Origin of the sequence: Rhizobium subbaraonis, from assembly GCF_900220975.1 — a bacterium.
Lineage (GTDB): Bacteria > Pseudomonadota > Alphaproteobacteria > Rhizobiales > Rhizobiaceae > Mycoplana > Mycoplana subbaraonis.
Genome location: NZ_OBQD01000007.1, coordinates 69178 through 84266 on the forward strand (window position 1 = coordinate 69178; position 15089 = coordinate 84266).

Here is a 15089-nt window from a genome sequence, read left to right on the forward strand (position 1 = left end):
GCTTCTCGAACTGTGCGACGCGCTTGCTACCGTCGATATAGTCGACCGCAAACACCGGCTTGCCGTTGTCGAGGAAATCCCGCTTGAGGACCTCGATCGTCTCCTCGTCGGGATTGAGGGGATTGTTCTCGTCGGCATCGCCGCCATGGTATACGTCCTCCACCGCGATGGCACCGATGGCGTCCAGATAGGCCTTCTTCCGCGCGGTGTCGGAACCGAGGTCGTTGATGATCCAGGCGCCGTTCTGCGGGATCACGAAGAAGTCTGGATTGGTCTCGCGTGCATGATCGGTCAGCGCGACGATGAAATCCACCATCCGCTGGGCGGCCTGCTTGACGTTCTTCGGATCGCCCGCCTCCCTGTCCCTGGCGGACATTTCCGCGCCCCAGAAATAGTAGCCATCGACGATATCGAGATAGGCGGCATCGAAGCCTGCCTTGACGATGGCGTCGAGATCCCCGGTCTTCTTGTCGTTGAAGATGATCTTTTGCCAGTCCTTGTCCCAGTAGCGAACCTTGCGCGATTCAGGCCAATCGGGATTGAGCGGTCCGAGCCAGTCCGGCGCCTTGCCGGTGAGCTTGCCGGGCGCCTCGCCGCCGACCGTCCAGTTCTTGTGCCAGTAGTCGCGATAATCCGAAAGCCTCGCCGATGGAGATGTAGGAGACGACGACGGAACGCCCGCCCATACCGTCCTTCATGCGGGCAATCTCGTCGTGGAAAAAGCGGCCGCCATTGGTACCGTCCCGCGACGAATCGATCACCAGAAGATCATGCGTGGCCGATGCAAGCAGATCGGCGTTGGCGGGCTTGCCGTTGATCCCCTGCAGGGCATAGCCCCAGTTCTGCACGGCAACCCAGCCCGTCGAAGTCTTGAATTTCACCATCCCGGTGCCCCTTGCTGAACGGCCCGAAGTGGCCGGTCTTCACTTGTGCGACCGTTGATGCGAGCAGCCAACCACAAGTCCGGGCGTCGTATTGGCAGCAGCAAGACGGTCGTCAAAGCCGTTGCATAGCGCCTTGATCCTAACGTGTGGTAGCGGGGCTCGATGAAATTTGCGCGAAAAGCGAACGAAACGCGCCGCCGTTTTTATCGGCGGCGCTTACAAAACTTCGTTCACGGATACGGAATTGGAATGCCCGCTCACTCAGCCGCCTGCGCCGGTGGCGGCAGCAGGTTCCGGTCTTCCACTTCGACCGGCTTCAGCTTCATTCTGGCGGCGGCTTCCATTTCCCGCTGCAGCCTGTGCTCCTCGTCCGCATGCGGCTTGGTGAAGCGCGCGATGGTGAGATAGGCCACGGGCGTCAGGTAGAGGGTCACGACGGCAGCAAGGCCGAGCCCGCCGACGAGCACCCAGCCGAGCGAGATGCGCGCCTCGGCGCCCGCGCCGCTCGCCAGAACTAGCGGCAGCGCGCCGACCACGGTGGCGATCATGGTCATCATCACCGGACGCAGGCGGATGTTTGAGGCGTTCTCGATCGCGCTACGCACGTCCTGGCCGCGGTCGCGCAACTGATTGGCGAACTCCACGATCAGGATACCGTTCTTGGCCATGATGCCGACGAGCAGCACCAGCCCGATCTGGCTGTAGATGTTCAGCGACGTCCCCGTCAGGATCATGGCGAAGACGGCGCATGCGAGTCCCAGCGGCACGGTCGTCATGATGATGACCGCGCTGACGAAGCTTTCGAACTGGGCCGCCAGAACGAGGAAGATGATAACGATGGCAAACCCGAAGGTGATCATCAGCCCGTTGGCGTTTTCGCCAAGCGTCGCCGCCTCGGCCATGGGCAGCAGGCGCGAGCCTTCCGGCAACAGCGGCTCGGCCATCTGCTGCACCATTGTGAGCGCGTCGCCGAGCGCCAGACCATCCTTAAGCCCGGCCGACAGCGACACCGCACGAAGCTGCTGCTCGCGCGTAAGTTGCGGCGCCACCGCCTGTTCCTCGAGCGTGGCGATCGACGACATCGGCACGATCTTGCCGTCCTTCGTCTTCAGGAAGATGTTTTCAAGGTCGGTCGGGTCGTTGACGGGATTGGTGGTCGACGAGATGAGCACCGGATAGGCCTGCCCCTCGACATAGACGTCGACGACGCTGGAGCCGTCGATCACGGCCTTCAGCGCGGCGGAAAGCCCGTTGATGTCGATGCCGAGATCGGAGGCGCGTTCGCGGTCGATGGTCACCGATAGCTGCGCCTGGTTCGCCTCGTAGTTCAGCCGCACGTTCTCGAACCGGCCGCTGTCCTCGATCTTGCGCACCAGTTCGGCCGCCGCGTCACCAAGCTTCTGGTAGTTGTTGCCGATCAGGGCGACCTGCAGGCCGCTCCCCGCTCCGCGAATGCCGAGGCTGTTGGGCTGGATCGCAAAGGCGCGGACGGAAGGCACGTCGGCGGTTGCGGCATTGATATCGGTCACGATCTGCTGCTGCGTGCGCTCGCGCTCGTTCCACGGGGCAAGGGTCAGCACCATGAAGCCGCTATTGGCCGAACCGCCCTGACCGGAGACGGAGTACATGTTGACGATCTCGCCGCCGTCATAGAGCGGCCTCAGCTTCTCCTCGATCAGCCGCATCTGCTCCTGCGTGTATTCCAGCGACACGCCCTGCGGCGCGTTGATGCGCATCATCACCAGCGAGCGGTCCTCATTCGGGGTCAATTCCGATTTCAGCGTCAGGAAGGCTCCCGCGCCGAAGGCGGTGAACATGAGGGCGACCACGTAAACGACGAGGGGAGCATTCAGGCAGGCCCGCAGCGTTCTGCGATAGAATCCGGACGCGAAAGTTCCGATGCGCCCGAGGATTCCACCGTGCCCGTGTTCGGCCTTTTCCTTCGTCAGCATACGCGAGGCGAGCATGGGGCAAAGGGTCAGCGCCACGAACCCGGAAAGGATGAGCGCGAATGCCAGCACGAAGCCGAATTCGCGGAAGAGCCGCCCCGTCTGTCCGGGAAGGAAGGACAACGGCACGAAGACCGCGCACAGCGTTGCCGTCGTCGCGATGACGGCGAAGAAGACCTCGAGCGTACCGAGCACCGCCGCCGCGCGCGGCCCCAGCCCCTCGGCCCGCCGCCGCACGATGTTCTCGAGCACGACGATCGCGTCGTCCACGACGAGGCCGGTCGCAAGCACGATCGCAAGCAGGGTGAGGATATTGATCGAAAAGCCGGCGAGATAGATCGCCGCCAGCGTGCCGATGAGCGCGATCGGCATAGTGATCGTCGGGATAAGCGTGGCGCGCCAGTCAAGCAGGAAGAGATAGATCACCAGCGTGACGATGATCACGGCCACCGCCAGCGCGATCTCGACCTCGTGCAGCGCGCCCTGGATGAACACGGCGTCGTCGCTCGTCACGCGCAGTTCGGTGCCCTCGGGCAGAATGCCCTTGAGCTGCTCGACGGTCGCGCGGACGCCGTGCGAAATATCGAGCGTGTTGGATTGCGCCTGCCGGATGATACCAAGCCCGATGCCCGGCCGGCCGTTCGAACGCAATGCTGTGGTGCCGTCGTCCGGTCCGAGCGTGATCGTGGCGATGTCACCCAGCCGGACGCGGTTCTGCAGCAACAGGTTTTCGAAATCCTCGGGCGTCGCGAGATCCGCCGTCGCGCGCACCGTCAGGTCCTGGTTCACGCTGGTCAGTGAGCCGGCCGGCACGTCGAAGGAAGCGGTCTGCAGCGCCGTGCTGAGGTCGGCGATCGTCAGTCCGCGGCTTGCAAGCTTCGCCTGGTCGATGTCGACGCGGAACACCTTCTCCTGTTCGCCGTAAACGTTCACGTCGGCGACGCCCTCGACCGCAGCCAGCCGGTCGGTGACCTCGTTCTCAGCCAGAAGCGTCAGGTCTTCCATCGACAGCCGGTCGGAAGTCAGCGCCAACCGCATGATCGGCTGGCTGTCCGCATCCGCCTTGACGACGCGCGGCTCCTCGGCGCCATCGGGTATCTGGTTGGCCACGCGCCCAAGCGCGTCGCGAACGTCGTTCGCCGCCTGGCTGACATCGGTGGTATCGCTGAATTGAAGCGTCACGCGGCTTTGGCCGAACGAGGATGTCGCCGAGATGTCCTTGATGCCCTGCACCCGCGACACCGCCCCCTCGATCACGTCGGTCAGTTCGCGGTCCACCGTTTCGGGTGAAGCCCCCTCGAACTCGGTCGTGACGCTGATCACGGGCTGATCAACCGAGGGAAGCTCGCGGATTTCGACGCCGTTGAAGGCGGCAAGGCCGGCCACGACGATCAGCGTGTTGACGACGAGCGCAAAGATCGGCCGGCGAACGAAAAGTGCGGTAAATCCGGTCTGCCCGGTTTGGCTGTGGTTATCCGCCCCGCCGTTGCCCATCACGTGCCCTCCGCTACGGCGGGCTGGGTGGGTGCTGCAGTGGCCCCCATGACTTTGACATCGCTGCCGTCACGCAGGCGCTGCAGCCCCTCGGTAACGACCATGTCGTTCTCGGCAAGCTCGGCATCGACGAGCACCTTGTCGGGATTGCGCTGGATGATGAGGACCGGAACCTTCTCCGCCTTTTCACCGACGATGTGCCAGACATATGAGCCTTCGGCGCTCCACTGCAGCGCCAGCGGATCGACGCTCGGGTAGCGATCGCCCGCAAACTGCATCGATACCGAGAACGACATGCCGGCGCGCAGGACGTCTTCCGGATTGTCGATTTTTGCACGGACGCGCAGCGTACGGCTCGCCTGGTCGATACGGTTGTCCACAGCCTCCACCGAACCGGTGAACACCTCGCCCGGCCGGGCAATTGCGGTCGCCGAAACCGGGCCGCCCACGCGGATCTTGTTGACGAAGCGCTCCGGCACCCAGAAATCGACCAGGATTTCCGACCGGTCGTCCACCCGCGCGATTTCACTGGCGGTCGTGACATAGTCCCCGGGATTGACGGAGATGATGCCGACGACACCGTCATAGGGCGCATTGATGTCGCGGCGGCGGAGGTCGAGCTCGGCCTTCTGCAGCGCCAGTTCCGCCGCCTTCAGTTCGTCGCGGGCATCCTGGATTGCCACGTCCGTTACGGCCGCTGCCCGCTTCAGGTTTTCGTAGCGCTCTACCTTGTCGGCAGCACGGTCGCGCGTCAGCCGGGCCTGATCGGCTGCGATCCGCTGCTCGTCATTGTCCAGCCGCGCGATCACCTGCCCCGATGTCACCTTGTCACCCGACTTGACGAACACGTCCGTCAGGTTGCCCGTCGAGTACGGCGTCGCAACGACGCTGCGGATCGCTTCGCCATCGCCGATCGCGTTCAGGCGGTCGTTCACCACCGCAAAAGCCACCGGCTTCGTCACAACCAGCATCGGGCCACCGAAACCGCCACTCTGCCTACGGGCGGCGCCGCCCTTCTCTGCCGTGCTGTCTGCGGGCGCAACCCAGGCAACCAGGCCAGCCGGAATTCCCGCTGCCTTCAACGTGTCGGCGGCCCCCGGGGCGAGACGGCCCCAGACGAGAACGCCAACGCCGACCACGGCAAGGCTGACCAGCAGTTGCTTCCAAATGCGCATTCAGGACTCCGGACATAACTTGGCTGTCCGCTTCCAGAGCGGTTCGCCGATCGGACCAAGTATCGTGTTTTGGCCCTGAACCGGCAATGAAAGAATACCAACATTACGTAATTGTAAGAATTGCTGGAAAATCCGTTCTCCACCCTCCGCAATGGCTGGAATGCCGGCGTCTGGACCATGCGCCGGCTTGTTGCTAGCGTTCCTCCCGGCGGCCAGTATCCGCCTATTTATTAGACAGTTAAAATATATTTATGGAAGGGGAATTTGAATGTGCAACGCATGCGTCATCGAATCGGTAAAGACCAACATGCTCTCGCGCCGCGGCCTCTTTCGCGCCGCCGCTGCGGGCGCGATAACGGCTGCAGCCGTCGGTACCGGCGCGCTCAGCCCGGCGATCGCCGCAGCGCCTGCGAGCGTAACCGACCTGACCCACGAGCTCTACGAGGAGTTCCCCACGTTTTTCGGCCCGCAGCAGTTCTTCCGCGAGCAGAAGTTCAATTTCAAGGAGCATACGTTCAACCTGTTCGAACTGCGCTACAGCGAGCACACCGGCACGCACATGGACGCGCCGCTGCACTTCTCGGCCGACGGGATGTCGGTCGCGGAAATCCCGGTCGAAAACCTTGTGGTGCCTCTGGCCGTCATAGACATCAGGCAGAAGGCCGCAGACGATCCCGATGCGCAGCTCACGCCTGACGACCTCAAGGCATGGATTGCCGCGAATGGCGAAATTCCCGACAACGCCTGCATCGCCCTGAATTCCGGCTGGTCGGCCCATCTCGGCACAGACAAGTTCCGCAATGCGGATGCCGAGGGGAAGATGCACTTCCCCGGTTTCCACGTCGAGGCAGTCCAGGCCCTGCTGGAAACCAAAGCGGCCGGAATCGCGGTCGACACACTATCGCTCGACTATGGCATTTCGCCGGACTTTGCCACCCACAACACCTGGCTGCCCGCAGGCCGTTGGGGCCTTGAAGCGGTGGCGAACCTGGACAGGCTGCCGGCGAAGGGCGCCACGCTCGTGGTCGGCGCGCCGAAGGTGCGCGGCGGCACGGGCGGCCCCGCCCGCGTCCTGGCACTGGTCTGACGCAAGAAGGCGGACCGGCGGCGTCTCGCCGTCGCCGGCACCGCATCCGGCATAAGGCATAAAGCATAAGGCATAAGGCAGAAGGCAGAAGAGGAATAGGAGCCCATGAGCACGATCAGACCGGCCGCCGATCTCGAGGCGGATCCCCGCGTAAAGGCGGTGTTCGACGACATCCGCGCGACGCGCAAGTCCGATTTCATCAACAATATGTGGCTCTACCTCGCCTTCGACCCGGCCCTGCTGGAAAGCACCTGGCAGGAGGTCAAGGCCGTCATGGCGACGCCTTCGACGCTCGACCCGCTGGTGAAGGAGATGCTCTATATCGCGGTCTCCGTCACCAATGGCTGCAGCTACTGCGTCCACTCGCACACGGCAGCGGCAAAGACCAAGGGAATGTCCCCGGCCCAACATGCGGAACTTCTCGCCATTATTTCGTTGGCCGGCAAGACCAACCAGCTCGCGACCGCTCTGCAGTTGCCGGTGGACGCCACCTTCGACGCCGACCGTAACTGATCGGGGCATCACGCATGCCATGCCCCGCCCGGAGCAAGCGCCTCGGGCGGCTTTTTTGTTGCGCCTTTGCATCGGTGGCGGTCTCCCGCGCTCCCATGACGGAGATGTGATGGGCCCGCCGTATTGTCATGAAGCGGGGAGCGCCGCTAGGCATAGTTCACACGTGCAATTTCACCTGAAAGACACTTCCTGAAATGTCCGCAGAATTCCTCCCGTCACGCAGAGCGTTCGTTCTCGCTGCCGCATCCGCCATGCTTGCTGGCTGCACCACCGCCGGCCCCGGCGGGCGAAACGCTCCCGTCCCCTTGGCGCCCCGGCGGCCGATCGTGCCGCCGACGGCTGCGGAGCTGGACGTCATGTACGGTCCGGTCGAGGACGGCGGCTACAAGATCCCGGCCATTCCCTATCAGCAGATCGATCCCAAATTTTATCGTCAGCGGGTCGCCGATCCGACGGGCGAACCCGCCGGCACGGTCGTCGTCGATACGCCGAACCGCTTCCTCTACGTCGTCGAGCCGGGCGGGACCGCCATGCGCTACGGCGTCGGCATCGGCCGCGACGGCTTTTCCTGGGAAGGCGAAGGCACGATCCACTGGCGCCAGCCCTGGCCGCGCTGGAAGCCGCCGAACGAGATGGTCGCGCGCCAGCCGGAGCTCGTTAAATACTCGATCGAGAACGGCGGCATGGCCCCCGGTCTCAAAAATCCGCTCGGCGCCCGCGCGCTCTATATCTTCCAGAACGGGCAGGACACGCTGTATCGCCTGCACGGCAACCCCGAATGGCGCTCGATCGGCAAGGCCGTTTCTTCCGGTTGCGTTCGCCTTATGAACCAGGACGTCATCGACCTCTACGATCGCGTGCCCTACCACGCGCGGATCGTCGTTCGCCAGTAGCGGCGTCAGAGGGCTAACGGGGAGAGCTCCAGCAAGGCTTCCCGCGGCCGGAAAGACGCGGGCGGCGCCTTTGCGAACCTGAAGCGGCAACAGGCGCGGAATAAAAGAAGAACGCGCAACTGGCCTTTCGTCCCCGAATCACTACATTGAGCCGCATGATGAGCGGTTACGACGATATTCCCTTCTTCGACGACGACGATCCGGCGTTGCGGAAGCCTCCTGCCCCGAACCACAAGACCGGCAGCCCGGCTGAGGGCGGCATCGCCGCTCGCGCCATGGCCGCCCGCGACCAGCACCGTGTGCCCGACTATCTCTCCGGCCTGAACCCCGAGCAGCGCGAAGCGGTCGAGACTCTTGACGGACCGGTGCTCGTGCTCGCCGGCGCTGGCACCGGCAAGACCCGGGTGCTGACGACCCGTATCGCCCACATCCTTGCCACCGGCCGCGCCTTCCCCTCGCAGATCCTCGCTGTTACCTTCACCAACAAGGCCGCGCGCGAAATGAAGGAGCGCATCGGGCTGCTGGTCGGCGGCGCCGTCGAGGGCATGCCCTGGCTCGGCACCTTCCACTCGATTGGCGTCAAGTTGCTGCGCCGCCATGCCGAACTTGCGGGACTGCGGTCGGATTTCACCATCCTCGATACCGACGACGTGGTCCGCCTGATCAAGCAGATCATCCAGGCCGAAGGGCTTGACGACAAGCGCTGGCCGGCCAAGCAGTTCGCCGGCATGATCGACGGCTGGAAGAACAAGGGGCTGGACCCCGCGCAGATTCCCGAGGGCGACGCTCGTGCCTTTGCCAACGGCAAGGGCCGCGAACTGTACACGGCCTACCAGAACCGCCTGAAGACGTTGAACGCCTGCGACTTCGGCGACCTGCTCTTGCATCCGATCCGCATCCTGCGCAGCCACCCCGACATCCTGCGCGAATATCACCAGAAGTTCCGCTACATCCTCGTCGACGAGTACCAGGACACCAACACCGCCCAGTACATGTGGCTCAGGCTCCTGGCACAACGCTCCCCCAGCTCCCGCGCGGGCACTGCCGATGGAGAACAAGTCAGCGGTAGCTGGCCGGGCGACGTTTCGCCCGCGTCCGCCCAGGCCGGCGCCGGCAGGCGCGATGCAGCCGTGAGCGCAAGCCAGAAGCCGCAGATCAACATCTGCTGCGTCGGCGACGACGACCAGTCGATCTATGGCTGGCGCGGGGCGGAAGTGGACAACATCCTGCGGTTCGAGAAGGATTTTCCCGGCGCCAAGGTCATCAAGCTGGAGCGGAACTACCGCTCCACCGCCCACATCCTCGGCGCCGCCGGCCACCTCATCGCCCACAACGAGGACCGGCTGGGCAAGACGCTGTTCACCGACCGGCACGATCCCGAAGACGGCAAGGTCATCGTCCATGCCGCATGGGATAGCGAGGAAGAGGCGCGTGCGATCGGCGAAGCAATTGAAAGCCTCCAGCGGCCCGACCGCGACGGGAAACGCCACAATCTCAACGATATGGCGATCCTGGTGCGCGCCTCCTTCCAGATGCGCGAGTTCGAAGACCGCTTCGTCACGCTCGGCCTAAACTATCGCGTCATCGGCGGCCCGCGCTTCTACGAGCGGCTGGAGATCCGCGATGCCATGGCCTATTTCCGCCTGGTCTGCCAGCCGGCCGACGACCTCGCCTTCGAGCGCATCGTCAACACGCCAAAGCGCGGCCTCGGCGACACCACCATTCGCAACCTGCATGACTATGCCCGTGCCCGCGACATACCCATGCTGGCGGCCGCCGGCGACATCATCGAGACGGATGAACTGAAGCCGAAGGCCCGCAAGGCGCTGTTCGACGTCGTGGCCGACTTCAAGCGCTGGTCGGCGCTGCTGGAAAACACGCCGCACACCGAGCTCGCCGAGAAGATCCTCGACGAGAGCGGCTACACCGCGATGTGGCAGAACGACAAGTCCGCCGAAGCCCCGGGACGCCTGGACAACCTGAAGGAACTGATCCGGTCGATGGAGCAGTTCGAAAGCCTGCGCGGCTTCCTCGAGCACGTCTCGCTGGTGATGGATGCGGAGCAGAACGAGGACCTCGACGCCGTATCGATCATGACGCTGCATTCGGCCAAGGGGCTGGAGTTCGAGACCGTGTTCCTGCCCGGCTGGGAGGAAGGGCTGTTCCCGCATCAGCGCGCGCTGGACGAGGGCGGGCGCTCGGGGCTGGAGGAAGAGCGGCGGCTCGCCTATGTCGGGATCACCCGCGCCAAGCGCAATTGCCACATCTGGTTCGTCTCCAACCGCCGCATTCATGGCCTGTGGCAGTCGACCATACCCTCTCGCTTTCTCGACGAACTGCCGGAAGCCCATGTCGAAGTCGCCGAGACCGAGCAGTCCTACGGCGGCTATGGCGGGCGGGGCGGCTACGGGCAGTCGCGCTTCGACAAGCAGGAACCGTTCCAAAACGCCTACTCCACGCCCGGCTGGCGCCGCGCGCAGGCGAACAAAACCGACGCCACCCGCGACAACTGGGGCAACCGCTCCGGCCATGCGATCGAACGCATCGGCTATGGCGAGAGCGGCCCGCGCGCACGTACGATAGAGGGCGAGCTCGTCGCCAAGTCCACCACCACGGAGCCTTCGCGCTTCTCGGTCGGCGATCGGGTCTTCCACCTGAAATTCGGCAACGGCAACATCTCGGCGATCGAGGGCAACAAGCTGACCATCGACTTCGACCGCGCCGGACAGAAGCGCGTGCTGGACGGCTTCGTCCAGCCGGTGTGATTTCCCCGCTCTCGCCGGCATCCGCGCCGATCGCAAGATCGCTGCATTTGCCAACAGAAGCGTGTGCAGGGCGGGCGATCCCGCCCTCCCCGGCGATCGCCGAAAGAACCAACAGTCTCCTATCGTGATTGGACATCCGCCGCCAATGGGTTCACGCTATTTGCGTGGGGCTGCATGAGCATCGGGGGCGGAACAACCATCCTCTACATGGGAGTCCAAGATGAAGCATCAAACAGTCGAACAACTGCGGCTTGTTGCGGAAGTCGAGTCCTTTCCAGCTCAGACCATGACGCGCACGGAGCGTCTGGAACGCTGGGCGGAACTCCTGGAGAAGAATCCGCACTGGCATCTGTCGACCTTGCGTCAGACGGAACATCAGTCGCCGAGCGTTCGCGCCAACATGCGCGGCGACGGCTCACCGATTTCGGTGGCATTCGCCGATCCGGTGCTGCGGTCGGCCGGGCTGGCTGATGATACATATGGCGAGGCTCGCCGGTTCTTCGAGCTGTCGGACGACGAATTGCACGAGGTCATCTGCTACTGCCACTACGGTTCGGCTGTCAGTGCCGGCACCGCCGCGGCTCAGATTCGTGCCGTTCTCGCGCCGAAGCCTCCCGGCTTCTTCGCGATATTGCGCAGGTTGTTCATGGCATAGCGCAAGCCTTGGGAACGGGACTGTTTCGAAGGCGGGAGCCTGCGTCGATCAGAGATGTGGCAGCGTGGCGCTCATCGGGAGCAACATATGCGCCCAATGATCACCTGTGCCTGATCGTGACCGCACGCGGCACGGGGCCGACTGATCGACCTCGTGTGCGGCGACGGGTTCCGTAGCCGGACAGCAACGCGCGCGATCGCGGGTTGCTGTTGGTCTGTCGGCTGTCAGCCTTTTCCGCCAAACAGTGACGCGAGCCGTGTTTTTCCGGAGGACATGCTCGGGACCACTACCAGCGTGTCGATCTCCCCGCGCTTGAAGGCGGCGAGGAAGCGCGGATAGTTCTTGAAGGCAACGCAGCCGTGCGAGTTGCCGTTGCGGCCGAGCAGGTAGGAATGGGTCAAAAGCCCGGTGCGGCCGTGCGGATGCACGCCATTGACAGGGGTCATGCGCAGGGCTTCGACGCCGTGGAAGAGCTTCTCGCGCATGGTCAGCTTGAAAGTCCCCGGCGGCGTGGAGCCGCGCATCTTCATGTGAACGTACTTGGGATTGTCACGCATTTTGCCGATACCCGAATGCGCCTCAAGCCGCTCGCCGTTCGGCAGGTGCACGACGCCAGCCGAAATATCGTAGTAGGCGGTGCGGCCGCGAGAACGGTTGCGCGAGCCGAACAGGCCGGGCTTGGTCTCGCGCATCTCGTCGTCGCTGTCGACCTGGGCGGGGCTCGCATAGGCCAGCTCGCGGGCAACAGGCTTTGTACGCTGGTTCTGGGGCTTCTCCACGATCTTCGCAAGTGCCTTCGGACGCGCCTCCGGCAGCGGGATCGTATCGGGAAGAGCCGCCACCGCATCGCGCGCCTCTTCCGCCATCACCAGGCTGAAAGGCTTGCCGGATACGGAGGCGCGGGTCACGCCGGGATCGACCAGTGCGGAGACCAGCGTCGCCTGGACGGTTGCGTTTGCCTCGGCGATAGCTCCGGCCTTGGTCCGCGATGCGGCCGCGACGGCATAGGCCTTCGCCGTCTTCGCCGTCTCGCGCTCCATGCGGGCGACCGCTTGCGCCTGGCGCCTGTCGTAATGGTCCTTGATCACCGCCACCGTCAGCCCTGCGGGCCACAGCTGGTCGGCCGGCGTCTTCGACAGGCGGGCGAATTTTCGGACGCGAATGTTGCGCTCGACCGGCTGCGCCCGCGCCACGCTCGGCAGATCGAGCGAAGCCTGCAGACGCCCCTGCTTGCCCGCCGCTGCCGGCGTCATCGTCTGCACAGTCGCCAGCGCTGCGACGATCCAGGCTCCGGCCGCGACCGAGAGGCAGGCGCCAATCGCGGCAAGAGCCATGCCGCGCGGTTTTCTGATGAAGGACAGCCAGCCGAAGCTGGGCGAATTTCCACTGCACGCGACAACGACTGACGCCATAGTACTCGCTACCCACGGTACGCGTTACTCGATCCGGCGCCAATCGTACGGATTGCCGTCGGGACCGACACCAAGGCGTCCAAGCGCCGATTTTTCCGGGCGCCCCGTGCCATGCGTGCTGGTCGAAACAATGACCAAATTGATGTCAAACTATGGTAAGCAATTGGTTTACGCCGCTTGCCAAGACGCGCACCAGCGCTCGCCAGGCACGAGTATGACGGCGAATCACCAAACGATTTCAAAGGGGTCAGCTGGCCCAGATCGGCGCAGATTTTTTTTGGCAAGACCGCTATCGGCGACGCTTAACGCGGAAAGCTTTTTTGCTTGCGCATTCCCTTTTGTCGATTTTTTTCAGGACGAACGGCCAGCTTTATCGCCGCGGCACCGCGCGACGACAAACGCAAAAGCAACCCTGGCGCGCCGCCGGATGGGCTTCAGGCGACTTTCAGCGGCGGCATGCCGTCATGAATGGCGTGCCGGATTTCCGCCCGGAATGCGGGTGTATCATCATGGCCATGCACGGTGACGGCGTGAAGGACGGCCGCATCGACCAACTCCTCTTCGGTGTCGGCGGATATGGCGATCGTGCACTTCATTTCGCTCGGAAACTCCCGGCAGTCTATGTATTTGCGACCCATGGCTTCCTCCCGATTGCGCCCCGGCGCACGCCGGGCGGAAGAGAATACGCCCCGGCTGTGACCTCGACAAATCACAAAGGGTACGCCGCCCTGGGTTCAGACAAGCGCCGGCATGCGCTGCAGCCAGTCCGTGCGGGCCTCGTATGCCGCTGCCAGTTGCAGAACGGCTGCGTCGGCACGCGGACGGCCGATGATCTGGATCCCTGCAGGCAGCCCGGCTGTCCCGAACCCGGCCGGCATGGCCGCGACCGGCAGCCCCGCCATCGTCGGCCCGATGACCACCTCCATCCAGCGGTGGTAGGTATCCATCGATCGTCCCGCGATTTCCTTCGGCCAGTCGAGGTCGACGTCAAAGGGAAAGACCTGCGCGGACGGCAGAACGAGGAAGTCGTTCGTCTTGAAGAGGTCGAGAACATGGCGATACCACTCGCTGCGGATCGCGGAAGCGGCAAGGACGTCGGTGGCGGACATCGCCTGTCCGTTCTCGACCTCCCAGCGCATCTCGGGCTTCATCTGCGCCCGCTTGTCCCCATCGGCGTAGTCTGCGGCCTGTCCGCCCGCGACGAGGAAGTGGCGATAGGTGCGCCACCCCCACCACAGGCGTTCCATGTCGAAGCGGACAGGCACGTCGCTGACCGAAGCGCCGAGCGAGGAAAAGACGGTCAGCGCGTCGCGGCAGAGTTCCAGAACGCCCGGCTCGAATGGCAGATGGCCGCCATAATCGCCAAGCCAGCCAATCCGGACGCCGGACCAGTCCTTCCGCGCTTCGAGCAGCAACGCCTCATCCGGGAGGGAAAGCGGATCGCGCGCATCGTATCCGGCCTGGATCGAAAGCAGCGCCGCCACGTCGGCAACGCAGCGTCCCATCGGCCCGTTGACCGCATGCTGGCCGAGATAGAGCTCGCTCCCCAGCGACGGCACCCGGCCGAAACTCGGACGAAAGCCGACGACATTGTTGAAGGCGGCCGGGTTGCGCAGCGAACCCATCATGTCGCTACCATCGGCAACGGCAACCATCCGCGCCGCAAGAGCGGCCCCTGCCCCTCCCGAAGAGCCGCCAGCACTTCGGCTGAGGTCGTAGGGGTTCCGCGTCGCGCCGAAAACGCCGTTATAGGTGTGCGATCCGAGCCCAATCTCGGGGGCATTTGTCTTGCCGATGAAGATTGCGCCTGCGGCGCGTATCCGCTCCACGTGGATGTCGTCGAAGTCAGGCACGTAGTCGTTGTAGCTGCGTGATCCGTAGGTGCAGCGCAGGCCCTTCGCCTCGGACAGGTCCTTCACGGCAAAGGGAATCCCATGCAGCCAGCCGCAGGTGTGTCCCTCAGACAGCGCCCGGTCCGCCGCATCCGCTTCAGAAAGAAGCGGCGCCGTATCGCGAAGACTGACGATCGCGTTCACCTTCGGGTTCAGCGCCGCGATCCGGGCGAGATAGGCTTCCATCACCGCCCGGCAACTGACGTGGCGGGAATGGATCGCACGCGAAAGCGCCGTTGCGGAAAGGCTCGTGATTTCATCCATTCGGCGCTGCTCCCCTGCTGGCCCCTGCCGGCCAAGGCAGGACGGCGAGGCAAGCTAGCGCATGCGGCAAGAGTTAGAAATCACTGCACAAAAGAAAAAATCGAGG

Annotated in this window: 11 protein-coding genes and 1 pseudogene; 5 read left to right on the forward strand and 7 right to left on the reverse strand. The window is 64.0% G+C overall.

Translation table 11 applies throughout. The features are described from left to right. Nucleotides 1-7 precede the first annotated feature (7 nt). From CRO48_RS32890 to CRO48_RS12130, 4 genes and pseudogenes are all read right to left on the reverse strand, one after another. A pseudogene (locus CRO48_RS32890) lies at nucleotides 8-493 on the reverse strand (endo alpha-1,4 polygalactosaminidase); the annotation flags it as partial. A 31-nt stretch (nucleotides 494-524) separates the two neighbouring features. Then, nucleotides 525-884 carry a hypothetical protein gene (locus tag CRO48_RS12120; protein WP_097139570.1) on the reverse strand — a complete coding sequence of 120 codons (360 nt, stop codon included), beginning with the start codon at nucleotides 882-884 and terminating at the stop codon, nucleotides 525-527. Nucleotides 885-1141: 257 nt separating this feature from the next. Continuing rightward, a complete protein-coding gene (locus tag CRO48_RS12125) occupies nucleotides 1142-4327 on the reverse strand; it encodes an efflux RND transporter permease subunit (RefSeq protein ID WP_097139572.1) in 3186 nt (1061 codons plus the stop codon). Next, nucleotides 4327-5502, reverse strand: a complete 1176-nt coding sequence (locus CRO48_RS12130; protein ID WP_097139575.1) for an efflux RND transporter periplasmic adaptor subunit — start codon at nucleotides 5500-5502, stop codon at nucleotides 4327-4329. The genes CRO48_RS12125 and CRO48_RS12130 overlap by 1 nt, the downstream gene beginning before the upstream one ends. Nucleotides 5503-5770: 268 nt before the next feature. On the opposite strand from CRO48_RS12130, the gene CRO48_RS12135 reads away from it, so the two are divergent. The 5 genes from CRO48_RS12135 to CRO48_RS12155 all read left to right on the forward strand — a co-directional run bounded on the left by CRO48_RS12135 (nucleotide 5771) and on the right by CRO48_RS12155 (nucleotide 11415). Further along, nucleotides 5771-6589: a cyclase family protein gene (locus tag CRO48_RS12135; protein ID WP_097139577.1), complete on the forward strand. Its 819-nt coding sequence runs from the start codon at nucleotides 5771-5773 to the stop codon at nucleotides 6587-6589. Between the two features lie 105 nt (nucleotides 6590-6694). Then, a complete protein-coding gene (locus tag CRO48_RS12140) occupies nucleotides 6695-7102 on the forward strand; it encodes a carboxymuconolactone decarboxylase family protein (RefSeq protein WP_097139578.1) in 408 nt (135 codons plus the stop codon). 194 nt (nucleotides 7103-7296) lie between these two features. After that, on the forward strand, nucleotides 7297-7995 hold the full coding sequence (locus CRO48_RS12145; RefSeq protein WP_097139580.1) for a L,D-transpeptidase: 699 nt from the start codon (nucleotides 7297-7299) through the stop codon (nucleotides 7993-7995). 155 nt (nucleotides 7996-8150) lie between these two features. Further along, complete coding sequence (locus tag CRO48_RS12150) at nucleotides 8151-10760, forward strand: ATP-dependent helicase (protein ID WP_097139582.1); 2610 nt, start codon at nucleotides 8151-8153, stop codon at nucleotides 10758-10760. Nucleotides 10761-10980: 220 nt separating this feature from the next. Further along, entirely contained in the window at nucleotides 10981-11415 is a 435-nt protein-coding gene (locus CRO48_RS12155; protein WP_097139585.1) for a hypothetical protein, read from the forward strand. 224 nt (nucleotides 11416-11639) lie between these two features. Here CRO48_RS12155 and CRO48_RS12160 read toward each other — a convergent pair whose 3' ends face one another. From CRO48_RS12160 to CRO48_RS12170, 3 genes are all read right to left on the reverse strand, one after another. Beyond that, nucleotides 11640-12749, reverse strand: a complete 1110-nt coding sequence (locus tag CRO48_RS12160; RefSeq protein ID WP_176526737.1) for a DUF2778 domain-containing protein — start codon at nucleotides 12747-12749, stop codon at nucleotides 11640-11642. A 512-nt stretch (nucleotides 12750-13261) separates the two neighbouring features. Continuing rightward, complete coding sequence (locus tag CRO48_RS12165; RefSeq protein WP_097139589.1) at nucleotides 13262-13465, reverse strand: DUF1059 domain-containing protein; 204 nt, start codon at nucleotides 13463-13465, stop codon at nucleotides 13262-13264. A 96-nt stretch (nucleotides 13466-13561) separates the two neighbouring features. Beyond that, nucleotides 13562-14983: an amidase gene (locus tag CRO48_RS12170; RefSeq protein WP_097139591.1), complete on the reverse strand. Its 1422-nt coding sequence runs from the start codon at nucleotides 14981-14983 to the stop codon at nucleotides 13562-13564. Between the last annotated feature and the right edge of the window lie 106 nt (nucleotides 14984-15089).

What these genes read in the sequence shown, in the direction of transcription:
- CRO48_RS12120 (WP_097139570.1), bottom strand. Translation starts at nt 884, where the DNA reads ATGGTGAAATTCAAGACTTCGACGGGCTGGGTTGCCGTGCAGAACTGG.
- CRO48_RS12125 (WP_097139572.1), bottom strand. Translation starts at nt 4,327, where the DNA reads ATGGGCAACGGCGGGGCGGATAACCACAGCCAAACCGGGCAGACCGGA.
- CRO48_RS12130 (WP_097139575.1), bottom strand. Translation starts at nt 5,502, where the DNA reads ATGCGCATTTGGAAGCAACTGCTGGTCAGCCTTGCCGTGGTCGGCGTT.
- CRO48_RS12135 (WP_097139577.1), top strand. Translation starts at nt 5,771, where the DNA reads ATGTGCAACGCATGCGTCATCGAATCGGTAAAGACCAACATGCTCTCG.
- CRO48_RS12140 (WP_097139578.1), top strand. Translation starts at nt 6,695, where the DNA reads ATGAGCACGATCAGACCGGCCGCCGATCTCGAGGCGGATCCCCGCGTA.
- CRO48_RS12145 (WP_097139580.1), top strand. Translation starts at nt 7,297, where the DNA reads ATGTCCGCAGAATTCCTCCCGTCACGCAGAGCGTTCGTTCTCGCTGCC.
- CRO48_RS12150 (WP_097139582.1), top strand. Translation starts at nt 8,151, where the DNA reads ATGATGAGCGGTTACGACGATATTCCCTTCTTCGACGACGACGATCCG.
- CRO48_RS12155 (WP_097139585.1), top strand. Translation starts at nt 10,981, where the DNA reads ATGAAGCATCAAACAGTCGAACAACTGCGGCTTGTTGCGGAAGTCGAG.
- CRO48_RS12160 (WP_176526737.1), bottom strand. Translation starts at nt 12,749, where the DNA reads ATGGCTCTTGCCGCGATTGGCGCCTGCCTCTCGGTCGCGGCCGGAGCC.
- CRO48_RS12165 (WP_097139589.1), bottom strand. Translation starts at nt 13,465, where the DNA reads ATGGGTCGCAAATACATAGACTGCCGGGAGTTTCCGAGCGAAATGAAG.
- CRO48_RS12170 (WP_097139591.1), bottom strand. Translation starts at nt 14,983, where the DNA reads ATGGATGAAATCACGAGCCTTTCCGCAACGGCGCTTTCGCGTGCGATC.